This is a genomic window from Pseudothermotoga thermarum DSM 5069, from assembly GCF_000217815.1.
GTDB classification, from domain to species: Bacteria; Thermotogota; Thermotogae; order Thermotogales; family DSM-5069; genus Pseudothermotoga; species Pseudothermotoga thermarum.
On the sequence record NC_015707.1, the window covers coordinates 885,259 to 905,009 of the forward strand.

Consider the following 19,751-nt stretch of genomic DNA (forward strand, 5'->3'; position numbering starts at 1 on the left):
CCAGCGGGGGTGAAGTTTGTGAACGAAAAAGTGGACAAATTGGTGTTAGAAAATAAGGAAAAACTTTTTGAGGCGGCTTCAAGGTTGATCAAAATCAAATCCGTTGCCACGGAATCCGCAGGGGAAGGGAAACCTTTTGGTGAAGGGGTGGCAAAAGTTCTTGAGGAAGCTTTGAAAATAGGAGAAGAGCTTGGATTTAAAACAAAAAATGTCGATGGTTACGGAGGACATATCGAATTTGGAGAGAACGGTATTTTGTTTGGAGTGCTTGGGCACTTAGATGTTGTGCCTGAAGGGGAAGGTTGGAGCGTTGATCCTTACGGTGGGATAATTAAGGATGGTTACTTGTGGGGAAGAGGTGCGGTTGACAACAAAGGTCCGACAGTTGCAACCATTTTTGCTTTGAAGGCCGTTAAAGATTCTGGGATAGTTCCAAAAAACAGAGTGAGGATAATACTTGGCACAGATGAGGAAGCCGGTTGGAATGGGATAAAGTATTATTTTCAAAAGGAAGAGGTTCCAAAGTACGCAGTTACCCCAGATGCTTCTTTTACAGCTGTGTATGCAGAGAAAGGAATAGTAAATTATGAGATAACCTACGTCAGAAAAACGTCTAATTCCAACTTGTTGTATCTGAAAGGCGGAGAAGCTTCAAACGTTGTTCCGCAAAAAACTGTGGCAATTTTGAAAAACTTTGATGAAAACACCTTGGAATTTCTGAGAAAATTTAGGCCAAAGAACGAATCGAGAATAGCGTGGGAAATCACCAATAAAGGCTTGCAAATAGAAGCTTATGGAAAGTCTGCACATGGTTCAAAGCCAGAAGCTGGTGTAAACGCGATTGCCTCAATTGTGGATGTTCTTTCTAATCTTTTGTCTTCGGACGACGATACTTATCTGTTTATAAAGATTATTTCGGAAAAGATAGGTTATGAAACCGATGGAAAATCGCTAAAAATTGCAGGCAGCGATTGTGTCACAGGTAGTTTAACGGTCAACCTGGGTTTGATTGAAATGACTGAAAGTGAACTTAAAGCCGTCATAAACGTTCGCTACCCAATATATTACTCCTTCGAAATGATGACGAACCAAGTTGTTGAAGCTTTAAAACCTTTAACTGTGAAGGTAACGGGGCATTTAAAACCGCTCTTTATTTCACCGGACAGCGATTTGATAAAGCTTTTGTGCGAAGTTTATACCGATGTGACAAAGCTTCCACCAACGTTGATAACGATGGGCGGGGGAACCTACGCCAGAGCTGTTCCCTGTGGTGTTGCCTTTGGTCCCTTGCTACCAGGGCGACCTGAAACGGAGCATCAACCAAATGAAAGAATACTGCTGGAAGATCTTTTGCTAGTTGCAAGAATTTACGCTCAGCTGTTCTACAGAGTGCTTTCTGGAGAACTGAGTTAATCAAAACAACCTTTGTTGTCCTTTAATTTCAATCTTCGCTAACTTGATGAACTCTTCTTCGGTTAACAATTTAATACCCAAACTCTGAGCTTTTTGAAGCTTGGAACCGGGGTTTTCACCCACAATGAGATAATCCACTTTCTTTGAAACGTTATCCACAACTCTTCCACCGAGGTTTCTTATGAGTTCTTCTATCTTGTTTCTAGAAAAGTTCTTCAACGTACCTGTTACCGCGAAGGTTAAACCAGATAAGGTTTTTTCATGCTGAATTGATTCTTGCTCAAGTTTAACACCAGCTTTTTCTAATTTTTCAATTATTTCCTTGGTTTTTGGATTTTCGAAGTATTCCTTGATACTTCTTGCAACTTCAGGTCCTATACCCTCAATTTCCATCAATTCGTCGATGGAAGCTTGTGCCAGTTTTTTCAAACTTCCAAAATGTTGAGCAAGTACATAAGCGGTTTTCTCACCAACCATGGGTATACCTAAACCTGTAATGAGTTTGTGAAGCGGCTTTTTCTTTGCTTCTTCGATTTGCATCAACAACTTTCCAATCGTTCTTTGTCCTATTCCACTTCCCAAAGTTGAAAGGTCAAACGGTGTGAGATAGAAGATATCGGCTATGTCTTTCACAAGGCCGGCATCAACGAGTTTGTCGATTATCTTTTCTCCAAGACCATTTATATCCAAAGCGTTTTTCGACGCCAAAGTTTCGAGAGCTCTCTTTAACTTTGCTGGACAATGTGGATTAAGGCATTTGAGTGCAACCTCTTCTTTTTCGATTTTTCCAACTTTTCCACCGCAAACAGGGCAGGTCGAAGGAGGAACAATTGGTTTCTCTTCACCAGTTCTGAACTCTTCCAAAACCTCAACAACTTGCGGAATAATTCCGCCAGCTTTTTCAATCAAAACCGTGTCTCCTATTCGGATATCTTTTTCGCGAATGTAGTCGAAGTTGTGTAAAGATGCGCGTTTAACCGTTGAACCTGCAAGCTGCACAGGTTCAAGTTCGGCCACAGGCGTCAAAGTGCCTGTTCTTCCAACTTGAACCGTTACGCCAATAAGTTTAGTTCTAGCCCGTTCGGCGGGGAATTTAAAAGCGATCGCCCATCGTGGGGCTTTTGCAGTTGAACCTAGGGTTTTTTGAAAATCGAACCTGTTGACTTTGACCACTATGCCGTCGATCCAATAGTTGAGTTTTGCCCGATTCTCAGTCCAATACTTCCAGTAGGCTATAACTTCTTCTATGTTTCGGCAAAGTTTGGAGTGGGGGTTCACTTTAAAACCAACTTCTTTGAGCCATTGCAAAGCAGTCCATTGATCGGTTAAACCGTATTTCTCAGGTGCTACAACGTAGTATATGAAGCAGTCAAGGTTTCGCTTGGTCACAACGCTTGTGTCGAGTTGTCTGAGCGTACCAGCGGCGGCATTCCTTGGATTGGCAAACGGTGGTTCACCTTTCTCTTCCCTTTCTGCATTCAGTTTTTCAAATTCTTCAACGGGCATGAATATTTCTCCTCGCACTTCAACAGTTATCGGTTTTCTGAGTCTAAGTGGAACACTTCTAACTCGCTTGACGTTTTCCGTTATATCGTCTCCGACTGTGCCATCGCCTCTGCTTAAAGCCGTTGTGAACCGGCCTGATTCGTACCTTAGAGCCACTGCTACACCGTCTATCTTCAATTCACAGACGTATTCAACATCGTTTGTTTCAAGAAGCTTTTTTACGCGCTCATCGAATTCTCTGATTTGATTTTCATCGTAAGTGTTATCCAAACTGAGCATTGGTTCTGAATGTGGTAAGCTTTTGAACTCATCCAAAACTTTTTCGCAAACCCTTTGGGTAGGAGAGTCTGGAGTAACAAGCTCTGGATATTGCCTTTCCAATTCAAGCAATTCTTGCATCAATTTGTCGTATTCCTCATCGGAAATTATCGGATCGGCAAGTACATAATATCTGTAATTGTGATATTCAATTTCTTCTCTGAGCTTTTCCACTCTTTTGATGATTTCTTCTGGTATTTTGCGCATAGATTCATCACCCGCAAATCACCAGATTTTCAGACAAAAAACTCAAAACGCTCAAAGCCGGTTTGGTGCAAAGTTTGTGATAATTCTCTATGTACTGTTCTATGGCCTTGCTTCCAGCAAAATCAACTATGACTTTTATGGCAACAAAATCTTTTTCATTTTGCCAGCAAACCTTTGCTGCTGCCGCCGAGTCCATATCTACACAAAGTGCTGATGATTGCTCACGAATTTTCTTTGCTTCCAAATCAGAAGATATAAATTTATCTCCAGAAGCTATAATTCCGTAAAAACAATCCAAGCTTTCCATAAGCTTTTGAAAGCACTTCTGCGAAGGTTCCAGCACGGAATCCGTTTGAATTCTTGGGGAAAAGTCGTATTCAACATACCCAGTTCCACACACTATGCTTCCAATTCCAATTTCTGGGGATAAAGATCCGGCACCACCAAGTAAGATAACACCAGAAACGTTGAACTTATCCAACAAAGCTTGGGTTATAAAAGCCGTTTCAACTTTTCCAACACAGCCGTAGGTCAGGACTATTTCATTTCCATTTATCACACCACGAAAAAAAGGGCGCTTTGCTATTTCTCCAATTTCAAGAATGTACTGAAAACTATTCTTTATAGGTTCAATTTCTTCATGAAGGACACCAACAATGGCGATCATTTTGATTCCCCCAAAGAATTTTACCAAAATTTTGTTTGATAAATCAGATTTTGAAACAAAAGCTCGATAGAGAACAAGGTTGTCCAATGGCTGTTTTGTGGTACAATAATTTACGAAAGGTCAGGGGGTAGTTCAGACGGAAGAACGCCGGAATCGGGGTCCGGAGGTCGAGGGTTCAAGTCCCTCCCCCCTGACCAGTTTTTTATTAAGTTCCTTGACAAAGTTTTTTCAAGACTTTTTCCACGTAAATGTGTGCGTCGTCTTCCTCTACTTCTTCCAGGCTTTTTTGAAGAATTCGTCTTAGCATGTGTTCTGCATGATGCTTTGTCCTTCTTCTGCGTCTTTGTATCAGTTCACCGGACGATTGCAAATTTTCCAAAATAGTTTCAACCTTGCTTACCAAATCTTCTACTCCGTTTCCAGTTGTGGCAATGGTTTTAACGATTGGAATATTTTTTGCTGAAATGGATAAAAACGCCGTAAGCTGATCGTACAAGCGTTCGCTTTCAGGCATGTCGGCTTTGTTCAAAACATAAAGATCGGCTATCTCCATAACACCTGATTTGAGAACTTGAATGTCATCCCCAAATCCTGGTGATAAAACCAACACCACGACGTCCGCAACGTATCTTACTTCAACTTCCGATTGTCCAACCCCAACTGTTTCGACAAGCACGTAGTCAAAGCCAACTCTTTCAAGAAGCGTAACAACATCGAATATCGCATCACAAAGACCACCGAGTGCACCCCTTGATGCCATGCTTCTTATGAAAACACCGTCATCTACAAAATGTCTTTTCATCCTTATTCGATCGCCCAAAAAAGCGCCTTTTGTAAATGGACTCGATGGATCTACTGCCACGACCGCCACAGTTTTTCCTCGTTTTCTCAACACTGAAACAACTTGATCAACGAGCGTGCTTTTACCTACCCCTGGACTTCCCGTGAATCCGACAACTCTTCCTATTCTTTCTGGAAATTGTTCAACGATCTGTCTGGCTTTATCAGGATTGTTTTCAATTGTGGTTATCAGTTTTGCGATTTGTTTATGATCCACTAGCTTTTGTCACTCCTTCTTCAAGGATTGCTTTAACTTCTTTGATTATCTCAGACAACAAGGTTCCTGGTCCAAAAACTTTCTTTACTCCCATGTTCAAAAGAATTGGCACATCTTCCGGTGGAATTATTCCACCCACGATGATAGGAATATTTTCAATTCCTTCTTTTTTCATGAGTTCTAAGACTTTTCTCGTTAATTCTATGTGAGCTCCAGATAGTATTGACAAACCTATTAGATCGACGTCTTCCTGTATGGCCGTTTTTACTATTTGTTCTGGCGTTTGCCTTAAGCCGGTGTATATGACCTCAAATCCGGCATCACGTAGAGCGTGTGCAACGACTTTTGCACCTCTATCGTGCCCATCCAACCCTGGCTTTGCAATCAATATTCGATAAGTTTTCATCAGACTCTACCTCCCTTAAAACAGATGGGGTTCGGTGTATTCTCCAAAAACTTCCCTGAGTACGTCAGTTATTTCACCCAACGTTGCATAAACTTTCACTGCCTCAAAAATGTACGGTACGATGTTTTTGCCAGTTTCAGCTGCGTTTTTCAAATCGTGTAAAGCAGCCCTTACGGCGTTGTTGTCTCTGCTTTTTCTAAGTTCTTTCAAAGCTTGTTTTTGCTTTTCTTCAACGGCAGGATCGACTTTGAGTATTTTCTTCACCTGTTGCTCTTCTTCAGTTCTGAAAGCGTTAACACCAACGATAATTTGTTCTTGTCTTTCCACAGCCAATTGTTGTTCGTAAGCACTCTTGTGAATTTCCTTCTGCACGTACCCAGTTTCAATCGCTCGCACCATTCCACCCATGGAATCTATTTTTTCGATGTATTCCCAAACCTTATTTTCAATTTCGTTCGTCAAGGCTTCTATGGCAAATGAACCTGCCAGTGGATCGACTGTATCAGCAACGCCAGATTCGTATGCGATTATTTGTTGTGTTCTCAAGGCAACTTGCACCGATTCTTCGGTAGGTAATCCCAACGCTTCATCATAGGAGTTTGTGTGCAAAGATTGTGTTCCGCCTAAAACAGCTGCAAGAGCTTGTATCGTTACCCTGACAATGTTGTTCAAGGGTTGTTGAGCAGTCAAAGTTGATCCACCAGTCTGAGTGTGGAAGCGTAGCTTGAGAGCCTCGGGATTGGAAACGTTGAATCTTTCTTTCATTATCTTTGCCCAAATTCTTCTTGCGGCACGGAATTTGGCTATTTCTTCAAGGAAGTTGTTGTGCGCGGCAAAGAAGAACGAGATCTGTTTGCCGAAAACATTTGGATCCAATCCTGACTTTATGGCTGCTTCCACATAAGCTATAGCATCACAGAAGGTGAAGGCAAGTTCTTGAACTGCTGTAGCTCCCGCTTCGCGTATGTGATATCCACTTATACTTATCGTGTTCCACTTAGGCATTTTTTGCGAACAGAACTCGAATATGTTGGTAACTATTCTCATCGAGGGTTCTGGTGGGAAAATGTAAGTTCCTCTGGCTATGTACTCTTTGAGTACATCGTTTTGGATTGTTCCTCTAAGTTCTTCAAGTTTTGCCCCTTGTTTTTCTGCGGTTATACCGTACATGGCCAAGAGAATGGCAGCGGTGGAATTGATGGTCATAGAAGTACTGACATCTTTCAACGGTATCCCTTCAAAGAGTATTTCCATATCTTTCAACGAATCTATGGCTACTCCAACTCTTCCAACTTCTCCTTCCGCCAACGGATGATCAGAATCGTATCCCATTTGAGTTGGAAGATCAAAGGCCACAGACAAACCCGTTTGACCTTGTTGGAGAAGGTACTTGAACCTTTTGTTGGTTTCTTCGGCTGTACCAAAGCCGGCGTACTGTCTCATCGTCCAAAGCCTAGCTCTGTACATGGTCCTTTGCACACCGCGTGTGTATGGGTATTCACCGGGAAAACCCAAGTCGTTGATGTAGTCAATGCTCGACACATCAAGGGGAGTGTAAACCCTCTTAATTTCATACCCTGACGATGATTTAAAAATCTGCTTTCTTTCCTTGACTTTTGTCAGCTCCTCCTGCGTTCTTTTTTCCCATTCGCCAAAAGCCTCTTCAATTTTTTTTAACAAGTCCTTATCGTACATTCTCAAACACCCCCAAGCCTTTTGTTGCAAAAAATGCGCAACAACCTTGATGGTGATAAATTTTGTTTGAAACAGGTTTTACCATAACATCTACATACTTTGAAACCATTTGTTGCAATTTTTTGCGATATTCTCCCTTTGGTTGCATACAACCCAAGATGACTTTATCAAAAAGTAAATTTGCAGCTTCAAATACTTCTACGACTTTTTCTATGGGAGGAGGGGGAAAATTCTCAAAGGGAGTGCCAAAAGTTGGAATGAAAATATTTAGAACCACAACTTTGAAGTGATCTTTCAAAATTTTTAAAGCGTCAAATTCGTGTGTTATAACGCCGTGATCTATACCAATAGTTATGTGAGGTACCGCTGAAATCTGTAAATCTTTCAAAAGTTGTATCAACTTAGTTGGCTCATACTCTATACCATAGATTTTCTTAAGAATTTTTCGATCCGCAAAAAAATCAAAACTTATGACATCCGCTACGTCAGCCAAAAATTCGATTTTGCTTGGGAATCCAACGTGAAAGTTATAGCTCAAATTGTATTCGTTTTTTAATTCTTTCAATCTTTCCAAATATTCATTATAAGGAAGTTCACCGGTTTTGTTCAAACCTCCGCTTATCAAAAAGGATTTGTAACCAAGTTTGACATAATGCTCAATTTGGCTAAACGGTTTCATTGAACGAAGGTAATGTCCCTTGCAATGGGGGCAATTCAAAGCGCAAAAATCTCCAGTCAGAGTTATAGGTATCGTTGCTGAAGGATCAACAAAAACCATTTTTATATCACCAATTTCAATGATATCATTTTTTCGTTAGCAACATCAAGCTAAGAATGCTCTCCACTTAGAAGACCTTTGAATTTCAACATATCGACAATGTAATCAACCGCGTATTCAAATTGAACTTCGTGCTGTTGACTTGTGTCAAGCTCTTTGATTAAAACAACGTTGCGGGAAACTTCGTTTTCCCCGAGGATAACAGCTATTACCGCGTTTAAACGATCTGCGTGTTTTAACTGAGCTTTGAGGTTTCTCGCGTTGACATCCATTATCGTAGGAATACCTACCTTTCTCAACTGTGAGGTTATTTCGAAAACATGTCTTAAGCTCGCTTCTCCAAGTGGTATAACGTACACCAAACATAAAGGTTTTCTTGGTATCTCAACTTTTTCACTCTTAAGTGCTATTATCAGCCTTTCGATTCCAGCGGCAAATCCAAGTGCAGGCAAATCTGGTCCCCTAAGTTCTGTCGATAAACCATCGTATCTTCCACCTGCCAGAATGGTGTTTTGAGCTCCAAGTAAACTATGTCTAACTTCGAAAACGGTTCTCGTGTAATAGTCCAAACCTCGAACTAAGTTGCCATCTTCCACATAATCTACACCTGCCAAGTTGAGAAGTTCTTTGAGTTTTTCATAGTGCTCCTTGCACTCTTTGCACAAGTAATCTACGGTCTTTGGCGCATTGGCAGCAAGTTGAACGTCCACTTTGCAATCTAATAGTCTCATGACGTTTGTTTCGAATCTCCTTTTGCAATCATCACAAAGTTGATCGTAATGTTTGCTGTAATAATCTTTCAAAGCTCTTTTGTAATTGACCCTACACTCTGAACATCCTATGGAGTTCAGATGAATTTGATAATTCTTTATTCCAAGCTCTTCGAGGAAGCTTTTTGCCAAAATTAACACTTCGGCATCGGCTAAAGGGTGTGAGGAACCAAGCAGTTCTACACCAAATTGGTGAAATTGTCTTAACCTTCCACTTTGAGGTTTTTCGTATCTAAACATTGGTCCTATGTAGAAAAATCTTTGTGGCAGACCGTTGTTTATCATCGAATTTTCTATGAAGGCTCTCATTGTAGGCGCGGTACCCTCAGGTCTTAGGGTTATACTTCTACCACCTTTGTCAACAAAAGTGTACATCTCTTTCTGAACTATATCGGTTTCTTCTCCAACACTTCTTGTGAATAGTTCAGTCATTTCGAAGATGGGTGTTCGAATTTCTTCGTAGCCAAACAAGTTGGCTATCCTTTTGGCTTTTTGCTCAACAAAGTTCCAAAAGTGAATTTCATCACCGTAAATATCGTTCGTCCCTTTAATGCGTTCGTATTTCAATCGTTCAACCCTCCTTTAGCTCATGATATCACAGCTTTGAGATTTTTCAAAAGCTCAACCACTTCTTTGTCATCCAAAATTTTTTCAACTTCTTCGAATTTTTTGAATGGTCTTGAGAGCAATATCCTTGCTGCTCTGGCTTTACCTATCTTTGGTATTGCCAAAAGTTCTTCGTATGAGACTTTATTTAAATCAAAAGGATGTCTTATAGCTGTAACAGATCTTGGCCCATGATCAACGATTATCACATCGATTGGTCCTTCGACGTTTTCAAAGGGTATTCCGACTAAAATTGGGTACGTTCCAAGTTGCCTTCCAAAAGTTACTTTACCTTCCTTAAACTCCGGATAGACTTTTCTAAGCACCGTTCCAACTGGGAAAACTTTTCTGAACATTGGAAGATCTATTTCCGCCCTTATTTTTTCTTTGTAAAAGTTGAAGAACTTTCGATCGACTTTTATCTTTTTCTTTTGGTAGTAATTCCACAAAGGTGTGCCTGGTTCTACCATGACTTGTCTGATGTTTATTCTTCTAAGAAGCAGTCCTTTCTCCAAAATTCTTTTCAACCACTGGTAATTTTTTTCATACGTTTCTTTGGTTTCGCCGATTAAACCATACAGAAGGTTTATCCCAGGTAAAAGCTTTGGAACACCTTCAACTCGAACAGAACCAATTTCGTTAACGATTTCCACAGCACGCAAAACAATTTCTGGGGAATTTCCGATGTTGTTCATCTTTAAAACTTTTTCATCGAAACTTTCCACTCCAAATGAAAGAACATCCCCTGGGCTGTTGTACTTGACAATCGTTTCGAGAATTTTTGCACATTCATTCTCGTACCTTACTATGTATGAAGGATTGGCATTGTCATGGTGAAGAATTTCTATTTCAGGGCAATTGTTTCTTATCGCACTGTAAAGTTCTTCAAAAACTTGTGGGCAAGGTTTGCCAGAATTTCTATCCGCATAGTAAGCCAAGACATTTGCTGCTCTCCCAAGTCTGAAGGCTTTACAACCAGCCTTGTATAGACTAACGATTTCTTCCACCACGTGTTCCACGGGTCTAGAAGTAAAAGTGGGGTAAAAGACCGGTTCGATGCAGAAGGAACAATGACCAAGTCTTTCACAACCTCTTGATAACTCTATCTCACAGATGATACGTGGATAAAATGGATGTTTTTTGATAATCTCAGTCCCAGCTAAAGCAGCATCTTTAACCAAGTTCCAGTTGTTTAAAGAGGGACTAAGATTGGTGAAAAGCCTTACAAGATCACCAACAAGATCTGAACCAATGGTTTTGCAATCCTTAAGCTGAATTGTGCTTGCCTTTGATCCACCTTTTGAAACGTAAAATTTTGCAAGCGGTCCGGCTATCAATTTTTCTGATCTTTCGCAAATTTCAAAAATCTTTTCGATTTCTTTCAAGGTGATAGGTGTACCTCCAACGTACCTTCCTGGGACGGTGACACCACCGATGACAAAAACAACGTCGTATTGAGATAACATCTTCCACAAATCGTCGCGCCTAATTTGATCGATCGTGAAATAATCGACGAAAAAACCTAGGTTGATCAATACTCCCGCGGCATATCGAACATAATGGCTAATATAGGGAGGTACCCCAAGTGCGGCAGGTTCATCGATATAACCATCGACGATTACAGCTTTCATGTGATATCACCGTTGAAATTTGACGAAATTCATTCTATACTCGAAAGCGTCGAAAGTATCTCATTGTAAGTTTTTTCATCTTGTGTTATCAAATAGACATAGTATCCTTCGCCTTTTCGAATTATAATTTTTTCGTTTGGTTCAACGTTGACGTTGACTTCTGATGGTGAATAAACAGCTTTTACAATTGCTCCGGACTTGTGGTTCGCTATTATCATCACAACTTGTTGATCGCCGATCTTCAACCTCGACACAGTATACCACGAAACGCTTTCAAGAACTTTTTTGATTTCCAAAGGTAGATTAACTGATTCTACTTGAAAGTTTATCCTATAACGGCTAGCGACTTTTTCAAAATCTTCCTTCAAAGGTTCCACTGTTTCGTAAACCATTTCGTTAACTATTCCTTTGGATGTGCGAGTGATTTTCCTTGGAAAACCGTTTTCATCTATGATTGCAACGTAATTTTCGCCTTCACCTTCAACGGTTATCTTATAATTTGCACCTTCCTTTTCTACTTTTGATACACCATATTGTTTCAACGCTCTTATTAAGAGGTCTTCCAAATCCAGAATTTCCAAAGGAGATATTCTGATGTCATTTGGTTGACCGATCACAAAAGTGTCGAACCTTCTTGCCCAAATCAAAAGAACGGGGGATAGCACCTGCACAATTTTATCTTTTCCCCATTTGTACACAAGTTCAACTCGAATTCTGTTGCTCCCGCCTCTTTCAACCACAGTTCTTCTTGCAAAGTAATTGGCATTCAAAAACAAATCCAAATAACTTTGAGCTTGAACTACGATTAGAGCTAAAAGTAAACAAAACACAAGTAATTTCTTTTTCATCTTCTTCTCTCCTGAATTTAGAGAACTAGAATCCATCGTTTACCAATTTGATCAAACTTAGATAATCAAAAACCTCGCTTACTGTCGCTTTCTGTATCGGTGGCATTGTGACTTTCTTTGGTATACTGGAGATCAACACGTTGAATATGGCAAATGCGGTTGCTCCTGCAACCAACAGCTCAAAAACCAATCTTTTTCTGGATTTGATTTTTTTCAGCAACTTTTCCCGCATCATATTGCTTGGCTGATAGTTAAAACGTATTTTAGCCACTTCTAAAGCCTTCGTATAGCTAATGACAGCCTTTTGAGTATCTTCGTCTAACTCGCTTAAATCAACTTCTCCGTCAAGAAACCGATTGAATTTTTCCTCGTTCATTCCTTCGCCCCCTCAAGGAGTCTTCTTAACTTTTTCCTTGCGTAATGCAAACTGCTTTTGACACTTCCAACAGGTTTTCCCAAGATTTGACTTATTTCCTCGTAACTTAAACCGTCTATATCTCTCATTTTTATGAGCAATCTATCTTCGGCTGGCAATTTCTCCATGGCTTCCAAAATTTTTTCGTACTCAATTTCTCCGGTGGCAACATCAGATGTATCTATGTCCGATGGGGGATGTGGTAAACTCGTTTCTTCGTCTTCTGTGAAATCCGCTAAAATTTCACTTCTTCTTTTGTACCTTGAAAGAAAATCCTTGCAAACGTTCACAGTTATACGGTATATCCACGTTGAAAGCTTGGAATCTCCTTTGAATTTTTTTATACCTTTAAATATTCTAAACATCACCTCTTGTACAACGTCATCGACGTCATCTGATCCCAAATAGGCTTTTGCCACGCTTCCTATTTTTCCTGCGTAATTTTTATACAAGAACTCAAAAGCCCAATTTTCACCCTTTTTCAACCCTTCGACGATTTCTTCGTCTTGCATCCTTTACCTCCTATTTTGACAACTCAAGATGACTTACGGTTCATTCACACAAAATGCCATCGCTATGACAGTAGAAATTTCCATAATCTTGCTTAATTGTTTTTAAAACTATTTCTCCAATTGGATTATCCACGCCGGATAAGTAATCGGCAACGTGTAAATGTAAACATTTGATGCTTAAGAAATCTCTTATACCACCTGTTCCAACTTGTTTTAACTTCAATCTAACACTTTCGCTTGTCACAAGTTTGTCCCTTAAATCAATTATATTCAAATGTGCTTTGATATACCTTGTCCTCAATTTTTCATCATTTCTAACCATTTGTTCAAGCTTTTTGATCATCCCTTTTGATTCTAGCCTTGAAATTACCTTGTTCAAAAAAGGGCAAGTCAACCAGTACAAAGTTGGAAACGGTGAGCCATTCGACTCAGGATGACATTCAATTGTCACAGGATAACCATAAGGACATCTACTTTTGACTGAACGAAAAACTCTTGGAGGTCTGCCAAGTTGTTTTTCAACTACTTTCAGATCTTCAACAAGGTTGCCTTCCAACCTTCCATCCCTCTCACGCTTATTATCTCAAAGTTTTTCGATAAAGCAAAGTCCAAAACCAATTCCATTTCGTCGTTTGGGATACCCGACAGTACAACCAAAGTATCTTTGTGGGAAACTTTATCAATTTGCTCAAGCAATTTTACGCACAACAAGGTATTTATGTTTGCCACAACCATGTCAAATTTATCCTCAACTGAACTTAGAAGATCCGATAGCACAAGATTTATTTTTACTTTGTTCAGTTTGCAAAATTCTTCTGCTACTTGCAAAGCGGTTGAATCATTGTCGACTGCGACTACTTTTTCTACACCCAATTTTTTCGCTATTATGGCAAGTATACCGGTCCCGCACCCTACGTCCAACAGCGAGCGAATTTTTTCGATGTTTTCAACCATAAGTTGTGCGGCAAGCTTGGTGGTAGGATGATCTCCTGTTCCAAAAGCTGCGGAAGGCCACATCTTTACAACGGTTGCACCCTTTATACCTTTTAACTTGCCAGTGGGATCCACGATCACACCTGGGGCTATTTGAAAGGGTTTTAGTTCAAGATAAACAAACCAATCCTTTGGTTCAAGTACTCTATGCTCGATCAACTTTGCGTTTGAACGTTTTAGCAAGCTTTCCACGAAACTTTCATCTTCTGTGTAAATTTTGATAAATAAAGAATATGCCGTCTTTTCGACGGCATAGTTCCAAAAACCAATACTTTCAAAGTATTGTTCCAAAGGTTGAAAATCGTCAACTTCAATGATCCACTCGTGTACCTTGTTCATTTGCGAACTTCTTGTGCAAGGATATTCTTAAGGAAATTTGGTAGTGTAAAGCAAGCAACATGGATTTCCTCGTTGTAATATCTAAACTGCTGCGACATGTTCTTGGCATCGGATACTCTGAAGTCTTTTATTGGATCAACATTCTTTGATGCAAATATATAACTCCAAAATCCCGATGGATAGGTTGGCACATATCCATGATAAACTTTCACAATTGGGAAAACAGAACTGATGCGCTTATAAGCCATTTTCAACCATCCGGCGTCGTAGAATGGATCTTCCGTTTCAGCGGTCATAACACCGTCTTCTTTGAGTGCTTCAAAGCAGCTTTTGTAAAAATCTTGTGTGAATAAATAACCTCCCTTGCTCGTCGAAGGATCCGTGGAATCTACGATGATTACATCAAAAGCGTTTTTGAATTGCCTTACGTATTCAGCACCATTTTCAAAGACAACTTGAACCTTTTCGTTGTTGAAAGCTTGACCAGATGAAAGGTGTTGTTTTGCCGCTTGGACTACTTTTTCATCAATTTCGCAAACTGTGACTTTTTCAACTTGTGGATGTTTTAAAACTTCGCGTAAAGTTCCCCCGTCTCCCCCTCCAATGATCAAAACGTTTCTGGGATTGCGATGTGAAAACATCGCAACATGTGCAAGCATCTCGTGGTACATGAATTCATCGGCATCGGTTGTCATAACTATTCCATCCAGCGCAAAAACTCTTCCAAGTGTTGGGTTGTCAAAGATATCAATTCTTTGGATCGGTGTTTGCTCGGAGTGTACTAGCCGAGAAATTCTCAAAAATAGTCCACTGTCTCCTCCTGTGTGGTAATCGAAGAACCAAAGATGTCTACCTGGTACGACTTTATCCGACACCTTAGACACCACCCTTTACCAACTTGTGTGGAGCATCAGCCGGTATTCCTATCGTGCTGTAATCACCGCGCGCGTGCTCTGTTACTTGCGTTCTTTTTGCTTTGAAAACGTCTTTCAAGAAATCAAAAGCTTTCCATGGGTCGGTGTCTTCTCCACAGGTGAAAAGATCTATCGCTGCATACCCGTATTCTGGCCAGGTGTGGATTGTCAAGTGTGATTCTGAAATGATCACAACACCGCTGACCCCATGGGGGAGGAACCGGTGAAAAGAAGAGTTTATTATCGTTGCGCCAGCTATTATGGCTGCTTCTCGCATTTTTTGCTCGATGAAGTTAACATCATCGAGTGCTTGTCTGTCGCAATCGTAAAATTCCGCTATCAGGTGCCTGCCCAAACTTTTCCTCATGGCAATCCCTCCCCATCAATAGATTTCTAACCAAAGTACTATTGCTTCCTTTTTCTTGCTTGGATTTTTCAACATATGTTTTTTATCAGCTTTGTAGTAGAAGCAATCACCTTGGGATAGTTTGTATCGAACGTTGTCAAGCCAAAGATCCACGCGACCTTGAAGCACAAAACCAAATTCATCTCCTTCGTGGTAGCCTTCCTCCTCCGTTTGTGCACCGGGTTTAAGGATGACTAAAAATGGGTCTATTTTCTTTGTCTCAGTTTCACTTATCAAAAGATATGAAGACACTCCTTCTGGCTCATCGTAAATTGGAACTCTTTCTTCTTTCTTGTAAACCACCTTTGGTTCTTCTTCCTCGGAGAAGAAAGTTTTTAAATCGGTTCCAAGTGCTCGCAGTATTTTTTCCAAGGTATCTATCGATAAGGATGTTCTGTTGCTTTCCAACTGGGATATAAAACTTCTTGAAAGATCCGTTCTCATGGCAAGTTCCTCTTGAGTTAATCCCCTTGATAATCTAAGCTTTTTTAGCTTTTCACCAAGGTCCATACAGGATTCGATCCTCCTAGGTTTAAAATAGTTTCCCATTTTTGTCCATTATATTTATCAAGGTCCGTCAAGTTTCCTAACAATTATAAGCACCAATTTCTGTAAATATCAATAAGTTATCTTTACGTTTTTTTTACAAAATAACCAATTTCGCGCTTTTGATCGTACAAAATTTGTTGTCCTATTTATTTGACGCAGGTTGCTCACTTTTATGTTCAAGGCTAAGTTCGTGCAATTTGCAAGGATTTACTTGTTTTTTTGCGGTAGGTGGTGTATTATTATTCATGGTATGAAAACAAAGGAGAATCGTCAGGAAAAGTTAAAGACCTACCTTGAAAATTTGAATATCCCAAGCTTTGTAGAGAAAAGTAGCAACCTCTCTTGGGATATTTATTTTATGAAAATCTGCAAGTTGGTGAGTACTAGGTCCAGTTGTTCCCACAGAAAAGTTGGGGCTGTGATCGTCAAAGAAAACAGGATTTTAGCGACAGGCTACAACCAACCTCCGTCTGGATTTCCCCATTGTGAAACAATTGGTTGTATAAGGGATGGGTTGAAAATACAATCAGGTGAAAATCAAGAAATTTGCTTTGCATTGCACGCAGAACAAAATGCACTTATGCAAGCTGCAAAGTTTGGTATATCGACAAATGGCGCCACACTTTACACCACCTTTAAGCCTTGTTCCATTTGTGCACGCTTAATTGTCAACGCTGGTATAAAGAGAGTTGTGTATCTGTACGATTATCCTGATCCTTTGACTGACTATTTCTTCAAAATCTGCAAAGTTGCAATTGAAAAACTTTCGGACGAAATCCTTTTGGAGGTGAAACCTTGAAAGTAGAAAAATTGATTACTTATTTGAGGGAAGAAAGATGGCCGTCGATATGGTGCGCAGGTTGTGGAAACGGAATTGTTTTGAAAGCCTTTCTTCAAGCCATCGATGATCTTAAGCTAAATAGAGAAAGAATCGCCGTTGTTTCAGGAATTGGTTGTTCTTCTCGAGCAACTGGTTACATCGATTTCAACACACTTCATACACTGCATGGTCGTGCCATAGCGTTTGCAACTGGAGTCAAATTGGCTAGACCCGATTTTCACGTGGCTGTGTTAGGTGGCGATGGTGATATACTGGCGATAGGTGGCAATCATTTCATACACGCTTGCAGAAGGAACATCGACATCACAATAATTATATTCAACAACATGATCTATGGTATGACCGGTGGACAAAATTCTCCAACTACCCCTCTTGAGAAAAGAGCTTCAACAACTCCTTACGGTAACATTGAAAAGCCATTTGACACTGTTAAATTGGCTATAGCGGCGGGTGCTACGTATGTTGCAAGAGCAACTGTTTATCATTATCCTTTGCTTGTAAAATACATAACAAAAGCGCTTCAACACAAAGGCACAGCCGTTGTTGAAGCTGTGACAAATTGTCACACTTACTACGGTAGGTACAACAACATTGCAAACCCAGCCGATATGCTTGAGTATTTCAAGAAAAACTCGATTATGCTTGAAAAAGCCAAAACTATGTCCGAAGAAGAATTGAAGGATAAAATAATCATAGGTGAGTTCCACCAGGAGATTCGCCCGGATTATTTGGAACTTTACAGAGAAGTGGTCGCTAAAGCTTTGGAGGAGGAGTAGACATGAGGCTTGAAGAACCAGTTGCAGTGAGAATAGCTGGTGTTGGTGGACAGGGAAATATACTGGTGGGGAAAATTCTTGCACAAGCGGCAATGTACGATGGAAAATATGTGATACAAACACAACTTTACGGTGCAGAGGCAAGGGGTGGACTTACTCACTGCGATCTTCTGATTCACGATGAATGGATAGATTATCCTTTGGCGGAACAATTTGAAATCATGTACATTATGCATCCAAAAGCTTTGAAAGAATATCAAAAAGCTTTGAAACCGAATGGAATAGTTCTTTTGGATGTCACCCACCTTGAGGAAGTACCAAAGCAAATACTGTCAATAACCCGAAAGATAATTCAGCTACCGCTTGAAAAAATGGCAATAGAGAAATTCAATACCGCCACACCTGCGAACATGATAGGTTTAGGTGCTTTGGTGAGAGCAACCAAGCTGGTAAGCTATGAATCTTTGATGAAAGCCATTCAAGAAATGGTGCCTGAAAAATATCTCAAAATGAACCTTGAGGCGGTTGAGTATGGATATAAAAGCGTCAACAAGGAGTACAAACTCAAATCCGAAATTAAGATCAGGACAATTGGGTTCGAGTAATATTTTGAAATCTTTTTTGCATGCTTTTGAAGGAATAGAGGAAGCTTTAAGGGCTCAAAGAAATTTGAAAATACATTTTGCTGTGGCCTTTGTGGTTATAGTTGTTTCTTACTTTTTGAACATATCCGCTGAAGAATTTTTATGGCTTTCTTTTGCAGTCTTTTCTGTGATAGGAATGGAGCTCATCAACACTTTGGTGGAAGCTTTGATGGATGTTTACGACAAAAGTTTTGATCCGGCAATCAAATTTGTGAAAGATGTTTCTGCTGGGATAGTTTTGTGGTACTCTCTCTTTGCAACTATTGTTGGATTAGTCGTACTTGGGAAAGCTTTGTTTCACTGGACTTTCAATTTGGCCCGTGGCTTTACGATGATATACTTGACCGTTTTTCCAATGTTGATATTGATAAGGAGGTTGGCAAGTTTTGTCAAACGCAAAGGCAAGAATAGTTATCGTGGATGACTCGGCTTTCATGAGAATGGTTTTGAAAGATATAATCGATTCACAACCCGACATGCAGGTTGTTGGTTTTGCAAAGGATGGCCTTGAGGCTCTTGAAGTTATAGCTGAGAAGAAACCAGATCTGGTGACTTTAGACGTTGAGATGCCGAGGATGAACGGAATAGAAACGCTTAAACAAATAATGGCAAAGTTTCCCACAAGGGTTATAATGGTCAGCAGCTTGACGGAAGAAGGTGCTGACATAACTTTGACCGCCTTATCGCTTGGCGCAGTTGACTTTGTTACAAAGCCCGCCGGATCAACCTCTCTAAGTTTTAGAACTGTTGCGGATGAGTTGATCCAAAAAATAAGAGCAGCGCTTCAAATTCCCATTTCAAAGTTGACATCAAAGCCTACTGTTGCCAAAGTTAGTTTAAAAATCAAACAACCTATTTTAGGACAAAAGGCAGTTGTAATAGGCAGTTCAACCGGAGGTCCAAAGTCTTTGGATCAAATCATACCGGCTTTACCAAAGGATTTTCCGGCTCCAATTTTCGTCGTTCAACACATGCCTCCCGTTTTTACAAAGTCTTTGGCTATGAGGCTGAATTCCATTTCTGAACTGAACGTAAAGGAAGCCGAGGACGGCGAAATTGTTAAAGCTGGTTTTGTCTACGTGGCACCCGGTGATTGGCATATGGGTGTAAAAGTTGTCAACCGTGATGTTAAAATATTCCTAGACAAATCTGATAAAATAAACAACGTAAGGCCGGCCGTTGACTTTACGTTGAATTATGTTGCAGAAATCTACAAATCTAACACGATTGCGGTTATTTTGACTGGTATGGGACGTGACGGTCAAAAAGGAGCTTTCAAGGTAAAATACTATTCTGGTAAAGTAATAGCTGAAGATGAAACAACATGTGCGGTTTTTGGGATGCCAAAAGCCGTTATAGAGGAAGGTTACGCAGATTTTGTTTTGCCAGCTTACAAAATTGCTGAGAAGCTGGTGGAATTGGTACAAGAAAGATAAAAGATAGATCATTTATTTAAAAAG

22 protein-coding genes and 1 tRNA gene are annotated in these 19,751 nt (G+C 40.2%); 7 read left to right on the top strand and 16 right to left on the bottom strand.

Annotated elements, in window-relative coordinates; translation table 11 throughout:
* The first annotated feature begins 18 nt into the window (after positions 1-18).
* Positions 19-1,413 carry a dipeptidase PepV gene (gene pepV, locus THETH_RS04595; RefSeq protein ID WP_013932211.1) on the top strand — a complete coding sequence of 465 codons (1,395 nt, stop codon included), beginning with the start codon at positions 19-21 and terminating at the stop codon, positions 1,411-1,413.
* Here the strand turns inward: pepV and ligA are convergent, their stop codons facing one another.
* Together ligA and THETH_RS04605 are read right to left on the bottom strand one after the other, a co-directional pair.
* Positions 1,414-3,444 (bottom strand): NAD-dependent DNA ligase LigA, encoded by a 2,031-nt coding sequence (gene ligA, locus THETH_RS04600; protein WP_013932212.1) that lies wholly within the window; start codon positions 3,442-3,444, stop codon positions 1,414-1,416. It lies immediately after the preceding gene.
* Positions 3,445-3,451: 7 nt separating this feature from the next.
* Positions 3,452-4,111, bottom strand: coding sequence for a 5'-methylthioadenosine/S-adenosylhomocysteine nucleosidase (locus THETH_RS04605; RefSeq protein ID WP_013932213.1), 660 nt, complete (start codon positions 4,109-4,111; stop codon positions 3,452-3,454).
* Positions 4,112-4,232: 121 nt separating this feature from the next.
* Here THETH_RS04605 and THETH_RS04610 point away from each other — a divergent pair.
* Positions 4,233-4,308: transfer RNA gene (locus THETH_RS04610), tRNA-Pro, on the top strand.
* 8 nt (positions 4,309-4,316) lie between these two features.
* Here THETH_RS04610 and meaB read toward each other — a convergent pair.
* The 14 genes from meaB to THETH_RS04680 are packed head-to-tail and all read right to left on the bottom strand — an operon-like array spanning position 4,317 to position 15,991.
* Positions 4,317-5,168 (bottom strand): methylmalonyl Co-A mutase-associated GTPase MeaB, encoded by an 852-nt coding sequence (gene meaB, locus THETH_RS04615; protein ID WP_013932214.1) that lies wholly within the window; start codon positions 5,166-5,168, stop codon positions 4,317-4,319.
* Entirely contained in the window at positions 5,158-5,574 is a 417-nt protein-coding gene (locus THETH_RS04620; RefSeq protein ID WP_013932215.1) for a cobalamin B12-binding domain-containing protein, read from the bottom strand. The genes meaB and THETH_RS04620 overlap by 11 nt, the downstream gene beginning before the upstream one ends.
* A gap of 15 nt (positions 5,575-5,589) precedes the next feature.
* Entirely contained in the window at positions 5,590-7,269 is a 1,680-nt protein-coding gene (locus THETH_RS04625) for an acyl-CoA mutase large subunit family protein (protein ID WP_013932216.1), read from the bottom strand.
* Positions 7,259-8,047 (bottom strand): radical SAM protein, encoded by a 789-nt coding sequence (locus THETH_RS04630; RefSeq protein ID WP_013932217.1) that lies wholly within the window; start codon positions 8,045-8,047, stop codon positions 7,259-7,261. The genes THETH_RS04625 and THETH_RS04630 overlap by 11 nt, the downstream gene beginning before the upstream one ends.
* Before the next feature lie 50 nt (positions 8,048-8,097).
* Positions 8,098-9,384: a histidine--tRNA ligase gene (hisS, locus tag THETH_RS04635; protein WP_013932218.1), complete on the bottom strand. Its 1,287-nt coding sequence runs from the start codon at positions 9,382-9,384 to the stop codon at positions 8,098-8,100.
* A 20-nt stretch (positions 9,385-9,404) separates the two neighbouring features.
* Positions 9,405-11,054 (bottom strand): radical SAM protein, encoded by a 1,650-nt coding sequence (locus THETH_RS04640; RefSeq protein ID WP_013932219.1) that lies wholly within the window; start codon positions 11,052-11,054, stop codon positions 9,405-9,407.
* A gap of 29 nt (positions 11,055-11,083) precedes the next feature.
* Positions 11,084-11,902 carry a hypothetical protein gene (locus tag THETH_RS04645; RefSeq protein ID WP_013932220.1) on the bottom strand — a complete coding sequence of 273 codons (819 nt, stop codon included), beginning with the start codon at positions 11,900-11,902 and terminating at the stop codon, positions 11,084-11,086.
* A gap of 25 nt (positions 11,903-11,927) precedes the next feature.
* Positions 11,928-12,278 (bottom strand): hypothetical protein, encoded by a 351-nt coding sequence (locus THETH_RS04650; protein ID WP_013932221.1) that lies wholly within the window; start codon positions 12,276-12,278, stop codon positions 11,928-11,930.
* Entirely contained in the window at positions 12,275-12,829 is a 555-nt protein-coding gene (locus tag THETH_RS04655; protein WP_013932222.1) for an RNA polymerase sigma factor, read from the bottom strand. Before THETH_RS04655 ends, THETH_RS04650 begins: the two co-directional genes overlap by 4 nt.
* 40 nt (positions 12,830-12,869) lie before the next feature.
* The gene (locus tag THETH_RS04660; protein WP_013932223.1) at positions 12,870-13,385 is read right to left on the bottom strand and encodes a DUF501 domain-containing protein; all 516 of its coding nucleotides are present in this window, start codon (positions 13,383-13,385) and stop codon (positions 12,870-12,872) included.
* The gene (locus THETH_RS04665; protein ID WP_013932224.1) at positions 13,358-14,161 is read right to left on the bottom strand and encodes a 50S ribosomal protein L11 methyltransferase; all 804 of its coding nucleotides are present in this window, start codon (positions 14,159-14,161) and stop codon (positions 13,358-13,360) included. The genes THETH_RS04660 and THETH_RS04665 overlap by 28 nt, the downstream gene beginning before the upstream one ends.
* Entirely contained in the window at positions 14,158-15,036 is an 879-nt protein-coding gene (speE, locus tag THETH_RS04670) for a polyamine aminopropyltransferase (RefSeq protein WP_013932225.1), read from the bottom strand. The genes THETH_RS04665 and speE overlap by 4 nt, the downstream gene beginning before the upstream one ends.
* A gap of 1 nt (position 15,037) precedes the next feature.
* Positions 15,038-15,442, bottom strand: coding sequence for an adenosylmethionine decarboxylase (gene speD / locus THETH_RS04675; RefSeq protein ID WP_013932226.1), 405 nt, complete (start codon positions 15,440-15,442; stop codon positions 15,038-15,040).
* A 15-nt stretch (positions 15,443-15,457) separates the two neighbouring features.
* Positions 15,458-15,991: a helix-turn-helix domain-containing protein gene (locus THETH_RS04680; RefSeq protein WP_013932227.1), complete on the bottom strand. Its 534-nt coding sequence runs from the start codon at positions 15,989-15,991 to the stop codon at positions 15,458-15,460.
* Positions 15,992-16,280: 289 nt separating this feature from the next.
* On the opposite strand from THETH_RS04680, the gene THETH_RS04685 reads away from it, so the two are divergent.
* Genes THETH_RS04685 through THETH_RS04705 form a run of 5 tightly spaced genes read left to right on the top strand, consistent with a single transcriptional unit; the run spans position 16,281 to position 19,727 of the window.
* Positions 16,281-16,829, top strand: a complete 549-nt coding sequence (locus THETH_RS04685) for a deoxycytidylate deaminase (protein WP_041446401.1) — start codon at positions 16,281-16,283, stop codon at positions 16,827-16,829.
* The gene (locus THETH_RS04690; RefSeq protein ID WP_013932229.1) at positions 16,826-17,647 is read left to right on the top strand and encodes a 2-oxoacid:ferredoxin oxidoreductase subunit beta; all 822 of its coding nucleotides are present in this window, start codon (positions 16,826-16,828) and stop codon (positions 17,645-17,647) included. Before THETH_RS04685 ends, THETH_RS04690 begins: the two co-directional genes overlap by 4 nt.
* Before the next feature lie 2 nt (positions 17,648-17,649).
* Entirely contained in the window at positions 17,650-18,252 is a 603-nt protein-coding gene (locus THETH_RS04695) for a 2-oxoacid:acceptor oxidoreductase family protein (protein ID WP_013932230.1), read from the top strand.
* Positions 18,253-18,256: 4 nt separating this feature from the next.
* Positions 18,257-18,715: a diacylglycerol kinase family protein gene (locus THETH_RS04700; RefSeq protein WP_245530563.1), complete on the top strand. Its 459-nt coding sequence runs from the start codon at positions 18,257-18,259 to the stop codon at positions 18,713-18,715.
* The gene (locus THETH_RS04705; RefSeq protein ID WP_013932232.1) at positions 18,678-19,727 is read left to right on the top strand and encodes a protein-glutamate methylesterase/protein-glutamine glutaminase; all 1,050 of its coding nucleotides are present in this window, start codon (positions 18,678-18,680) and stop codon (positions 19,725-19,727) included. The genes THETH_RS04700 and THETH_RS04705 overlap by 38 nt, the downstream gene beginning before the upstream one ends.
* Positions 19,728-19,751 lie beyond the last annotated feature (24 nt).